The sequence below is a fragment of the Arthrobacter sp. B0316-1-20 genome (assembly GCF_059091865.1).
In genome coordinates, this window is the sequence record NZ_JBNHHC010000128.1 from 1 (window position 1) to 5,359 (window position 5,359).

The window sequence follows — 5,359 nt, forward strand, 5'->3', positions numbered from 1 at the left end:
CCTGCCGAACATCGGCGGCGAGGTGGTCTTCGACTCCGTCTACCAAGGCAACCCGCTGGTCAACGCGCTGGCCGTGGGCGTCATGCGCCATGAGGACATCCGGCTGGCCAACGCGTCCGGCGCCGGCAACAAGGTGGTCCTGTTCGGTGCCCGCACCGGAGGCGACGGCATCGGCGGCGCGTCCGTGCTGGCCTCTGAATCCTTCGACGACAGCAAGCCGTCCAAGCGCCCGGCCGTGCAGGTGGGCGACCCGTTCGCGGAAAAGATCCTGATCGAGTGCTGCCTTGAGCTGTTCAAGGGCGCCGTGGTGGAAGGCATCCAGGACCTGGGTGCCGCGGGCATCTCCTGCGCCACCTCCGAGCTGGCCTCCAACGGCGACGGCGGCATGCACGTCGAGCTGACCAAGGTGCTGCTGCGCGACCCGACCCTGACCCCGGGCGAGATCCTGATGTCCGAGTCGCAGGAACGCATGATGGCCGTGGTGACCCCGGAGAACCTGCCGAAGTTCGAGGCCATCATGGCCAAGTGGGACGTGGAGTACTCCGTCCTCGGCGAGGTCACGGACACCGGCCGCCTGGTCATCGAGTGGGACGGCGAGAAGATCGTCGACGTGGATCCGCGCACTGTGGCCCACGAGGGCCCGGTCTACGAGCGCCCGTACCACCGCCCCGAGTGGCTCGACGGCGTGCAGGCGTCCGGGTTCACGGGGTCAGACTCCGACGCCGGCCGGCCGGCTTCCGGTGAGGAGCTCAAGTCCGCTGTCCTGGAGCTGATGGCTTCGCCGAACATGGCCTCCAAGGAATGGGTCACCAAGCAGTACGACCGCTATGTCCAGGGCAACACCGCCCTGGCCATGCCGGACGACGCCGGCGTGATCCGCGTGGACGAAAAGACCGGTCTGGGCGTGGCAATTTCCACCGACGCCAACGGCCGCTACGCCTACCTGGATCCGTACGAGGGCGCCCGCCTGGCGCTGGCCGAGTCCTACCGTAACGTGGCCACCTCGGGCGCCAAGCCCATGGCCGTCACTGACTGCCTGAACTTCGGGTCCCCCGAGGATCCGGAGGTCATGTGGCAGTTCGCCGAGACCGTCCGCGGCCTCTCCGACGCCTGCCAGGAACTGGGCGTTCCGGTCACCGGCGGCAACGTCTCCCTGTACAACCAGACGGGCGGGGTGGCCATCCACCCGACGCCCGTGGTGGGCGTCCTGGGCGTGTTCGACGACGTCGCCCGCCGCACGCCGTCGGGCTGGCGCGAGGACGGCCAGGCCATCTACCTGCTGGGTGTGACCAAGGACGAGCTGGACGGCTCCGAATGGGCCAACCTGCGCGGCCACCTCGGCGGCAAGCCACCGGCCCTGGACCTGGACCTCGAGCGCCAGCTCGGTGAAATCCTGGTCAACGCCTCCCGCGACGGCATGATCGACGCCGCGCATGACCTGTCCGAGGGCGGCCTGGCCGCCGGCTTGTCGGACATGGCCCTGCGCTTCGGCGTCGGCGCCCGGATCGGCCTGGACGAACTGTGCGAGCGCGACGGCATCGACCTGTTCACCGCACTGTTCTCCGAGTCCCAGGCCCGCGCTGTGGTATCCGTGGCCCGGTCCGAAGAGGTCCGGTTCAAGGACATGTGCACCGCCCGCGGCTTCGCGCACCTGCGGATCGGCGTCGTGGACACCGAGAACCAGGCGCTGGACTTCCAGGGACAGTTCGCCCTGCCGCTGGCGGAGCTGAAGGAAGCCCACGAGGCCACCCTGCCGAAGTACTTCGACTGACGCCCGTTTCCCCACTTTCCTACCGCTGACACAGCAGCAGGTGCACGATTGAGTGATCTTTCGGGCACCTGCTGCTGACTCATTTATGGGGTGTGGAGTTGCTACTGGACGGTCAGTTCGCCCATCCGGTCCCAGCCTTCGCCGTCGATCTGCCGGCTGATGATCTGCGGGGTCTCCGCCAGCGCCTCGGGCATCTTCTTCATGGCTGCCTGGAAGTGGTCGCTGTTGACATGGGCCGCGGCCGCGTCGTCCTTGAAGGCCTCCACGAGCACGAACTCGTTCGGGTCCTCGACACTGCGCGACCAGTCGAACCAGAGGTTGCCCGGCTCCCTGCGAGTGGCCTCGGTGAAGTCATGGACAACGTCCATCCACTTCTCCGACCAGTCCGGCTTAACCTTGAACTTGACGACAATGAATATCACGTGTGCTGCCCTTCTGTTACTGGTGCTGCTGCGTCTTGCAGAACCAGCCTAGCCAAGCAGCGGTCAGAGATTGCGGGGGTGGGCTCTCTCCCGCGCCGCCCTTTTGGCCTGCTCCGCGGCTTTGTCCTCCTTGCGCTTGCGCAGCACCAGGCGGGCCAGACCGGCCAGGACCGCCCCCGCCATGATGGGTATCAAGTACGACTTTCCCTGTTCGGACATGGCTTCATGCTAGTCCTGCGGGCCCGGCTCCAGAAGGGCCCGCGCCGCCTGCTCCAAGGCGCAAAACCCATGCATTCCGGCAAGCTGGGCGGCTTCGCCGAGGAACCGCACCGCAGCCGCCGGGCTGCCGGAGGCGCGATGCAGCCGGCCCCGTTCCAAGGCGAGCCGAACGCGGACAATAGCGCCGCCGTCGGGCTTGTCTGCGGTGTCAAACTTATCCGGGTCGATGCCGTCAAGGACGGCGCAGGCTTCCGCGAATCGTCCTTGCAGCCCCAGCACCCGCGCGATCTGCGTGGCCAGCTCCGCCCGGTCCGCCGGAAGCATGAAGCGGTTCGTGTCGGCGCCCCGCAGCCGCTGCTCGGTGGACTTCGGGTCGGCCGCGTCCCACAACTCGTCGAGGAATTCCTGCCTCAGCATCTACGCGTCGCCCCGCGCCAGCCGTGCCCAGCCCAGCGACTCGCGGTCCTTCCGCGGCAGGGACGCCACCACCAAGTCGTAGGAGTCCTCCACCATGTCGCGGATCATCCCGTCGGGAAGGTCCCCATCGCACCACACCTGGTTCCAATGTGTCTTGTTCATGTGGTACGCGCCGCTGATTTCGGGATGTGCCGCGCGCAGCTGCTGAGCGAGGACCGGCTCGCACTTGAGGCTGACGGTCAGCGGCTCGGCATCCAGGTTGGCCAGCGCGAACATTTTGGCGGTTCCGCCGGCCGCCCTGACCTTGAACACGGATGCATCGGGGCCGAAGGGGAAGTCCTCGAACGCGCCGGGCTGGGCCAGGCAGATTTCCTTCAGCATTGCCGCATCCATGGCGTTCAGATTACTCCGGCGGCAACGCATAAGGTGTTGGCATGACCAACCTGTTGTCCGCCATCAATCTGCCGCTCTCCGGCACGGTGCTGCTGATTGTCGTCAACATGGTCATCCTGGTCATCGCGCTGGGAGTCGTCCCCCAGAACCGCCGCCCATCGGTGGCGCTGGGCTGGCTGCTGGCGATCCTCTTCATTCCGATTCTGGGCCTGCTGGTCTTCCTGCTCATCGGCAGTCCCAAGCTGCCGAAAAGCCGGCGTGACAAGCAGTCGAAAATGACCGAGCTCATCCGGAAGAATACCTCCGACAGCTACTGCCTGGGCGATCCCACCGGCACGCCGGACTGGGCGCTCGCAGCGGTCAAGCTCAACCACCAGCTCGGCGCCCTGCCAATGACGGCCGGCAACAAACTCGAGCTCCTGGACGACTACAACGCCTCGCTGGAAACCATGACGGAGGCCATCCGGGCGGCCAGGATCTATGTCCACTTCGAGTTCTACATCGTCGCCGTCGATGAGACCACCGAGCCCATGTTCCAGGCGCTCGAAGACGCCCACCACCGCGGGGTCCGCGTGCGGGTACTCATCGACCACATGGGCAGCATCGGCTATCCCGGCTACGGCGAGGCGGTCAAGCGCCTGGAGCGTGCCGGCATCCCCTGGCGCCGCATGCTGCCGGTGCGTCCGTGGCGGCTGGAGTACCAGCGGCCGGACCTGCGCAACCACCGGAAGATCCTGGTCATCGACGGCAACCTGGCTTTCACCGGTTCCCAGAACATCATCGACCGCAGCTACAACAAACGCGGCAACAGGCGCCGCGGGCTGCTGTGGAAGGACCTCATGGTCCGGACCACCGGCCCGATCGTGGACGAGCTGAACGCCCTGTTCATCACCGACTGGTATGCGGAGACCGGGGAAATCCTGGAGGAGGAGGCGGACCTGATCGAGGACGACGTCGGCGGCGGACTGCTCTGCCAGGTGGTGCCCAGCGGTCCGGGCTTCGATGCGGAGAACAATCTGCGCCTGTTCAATACCCTGCTCTACAGCGCGGAGCGCAGCATCGTCATTTCCAGCCCGTACTTCGTGCCGGACGAGTCCATGCTGTACGCCATTACGACGGCGGCCCAGCGCGGCGTCGCGGTCAGGCTCTACATGGGCGAAACCTCAGACCAGTTCTTCGTCTACCACGCCCAGCGTTCCTATTATCAGACGCTGATCGAAGCCGGCGTGGACATCCACCTCTACAAGTCGCCGTACGTGCTGCACTCCAAGTTCATCATCATCGACTCCGCGGTGGCCGTAATCGGCTCATCCAACATGGACATGAGGTCCTTCACACTGAACTTCGAAGTGTCCCTCCTGGTCTGCGACCGGGAATTTGTTTCACAAATGCTGGAAATCGACCAGGAATACCTGGAGGCCAGCAGGCCCGTCCAGCTGGACGAATGGGTGGAACGACCGCTGCCGCAGAGGTTCCTGGACAACGTCTGCCGGCTGACTGCGGCGCTGCAATAGCGTAGCGGTCGGGACGCCGCCGCCCTCCCCACGATCGCCGAAACCTCAGTTATTGCGGTTTCAGGGACAAAAAACCGCAACAACTGAGGTTTCGGCGGTGGGGTTCGGCGGTGAGGTTGTCCACCGGCTCATGCAGGAACGCCGGTCACCGTCCCCACCGTCCAGGACCCCGCCGGCGGGGTGCCGTTCAGCTCGTAGTCACCGATGTTCCTGGCCTTGAAAACCGTCGGATTGTGGGCGGCGACGGTACGCGCGTTGCGCCAGTGCCGGTCCAGCTGCTTGCGCTGCGAGGTAGCGGAAGCCCCGAGGGTATCGAAGAGCTGCTTGGCGGCGTCCATGACCAGGTCGGGAACCATCAGCTGGGCCTTCTCCACCGCCAGTTCACCGCGTGCAAAGCGCTCGCCGTCGGTCAGGTCCGCGGACGGATCCCGTGCCGCCTCCAGCTCGCGGGCGGCGGCCAGCACGATGGCTTCCGCGGCAAAGGCCTTGCCGGAGATCTGGCCCACCAGTTGCTGGATCAGGGGGTCATGCCGCACCGCAGGCGCCTGCGAGTTTCCGACGGCGTTGGTAAACGTCCGGTTGCGGCACTTGACCTGCTCCCGCACGTCATTGAGGACCGCCTT

Annotated in this window: 7 protein-coding genes; 2 read left to right on the forward strand and 5 right to left on the reverse strand. The window is 66.0% G+C overall.

The window, feature by feature from the left end:
- Positions 1 to 1,771 (forward strand): phosphoribosylformylglycinamidine synthase subunit PurL (gene purL, locus AC5RW2_RS40205; RefSeq protein WP_494075245.1); only part of this gene is annotated, 1,771 nt, incomplete at its 5' end.
- A gap of 101 nt (positions 1,772 to 1,872) precedes the next feature.
- On the opposite strand, the gene AC5RW2_RS40210 is transcribed toward purL, so the two are convergent.
- The 4 genes from AC5RW2_RS40210 to AC5RW2_RS40225 all read right to left on the reverse strand — a co-directional run bounded on the left by AC5RW2_RS40210 (position 1,873) and on the right by AC5RW2_RS40225 (position 3,222).
- On the reverse strand, positions 1,873 to 2,193 hold the full coding sequence (locus AC5RW2_RS40210) for a putative quinol monooxygenase (RefSeq protein ID WP_494029948.1): 321 nt from the start codon (positions 2,191 to 2,193) through the stop codon (positions 1,873 to 1,875).
- A 63-nt stretch (positions 2,194 to 2,256) separates the two neighbouring features.
- Positions 2,257 to 2,412: a hypothetical protein gene (locus tag AC5RW2_RS40215; RefSeq protein WP_494029949.1), complete on the reverse strand. Its 156-nt coding sequence runs from the start codon at positions 2,410 to 2,412 to the stop codon at positions 2,257 to 2,259.
- Between the two features lie 9 nt (positions 2,413 to 2,421).
- On the reverse strand, positions 2,422 to 2,829 hold the full coding sequence (locus AC5RW2_RS40220) for a hypothetical protein (RefSeq protein ID WP_494029950.1): 408 nt from the start codon (positions 2,827 to 2,829) through the stop codon (positions 2,422 to 2,424).
- Positions 2,830 to 3,222 carry an MmcQ/YjbR family DNA-binding protein gene (locus AC5RW2_RS40225; RefSeq protein ID WP_494029951.1) on the reverse strand — a complete coding sequence of 131 codons (393 nt, stop codon included), beginning with the start codon at positions 3,220 to 3,222 and terminating at the stop codon, positions 2,830 to 2,832.
- 41 nt (positions 3,223 to 3,263) lie between these two features.
- Between AC5RW2_RS40225 and cls the strand changes: the two genes are divergently transcribed.
- Positions 3,264 to 4,736 carry a cardiolipin synthase gene (gene cls / locus AC5RW2_RS40230; protein ID WP_494029952.1) on the forward strand — a complete coding sequence of 491 codons (1,473 nt, stop codon included), beginning with the start codon at positions 3,264 to 3,266 and terminating at the stop codon, positions 4,734 to 4,736.
- Positions 4,737 to 4,864: 128 nt separating this feature from the next.
- Here cls and AC5RW2_RS40235 read toward each other — a convergent pair.
- Positions 4,865 to 5,359: acyl-CoA dehydrogenase family protein (locus AC5RW2_RS40235; RefSeq protein WP_494075246.1), on the reverse strand; the 495-nt coding region annotated here is incomplete at its 5' end.

Bases quoted from the DNA above. Each gene is read 5' to 3' on its own strand.
- AC5RW2_RS40215 (WP_494029949.1), bottom strand. From the start codon at position 2,412: ATGTCCGAACAGGGAAAGTCGTACTTGATACCCATCATGGCGGGGGCG.
- AC5RW2_RS40220 (WP_494029950.1), bottom strand. From the start codon at position 2,829: ATGCTGAGGCAGGAATTCCTCGACGAGTTGTGGGACGCGGCCGACCCG.
- AC5RW2_RS40225 (WP_494029951.1), bottom strand. From the start codon at position 3,222: ATGGATGCGGCAATGCTGAAGGAAATCTGCCTGGCCCAGCCCGGCGCG.
- cls (WP_494029952.1), top strand. From the start codon at position 3,264: ATGACCAACCTGTTGTCCGCCATCAATCTGCCGCTCTCCGGCACGGTG.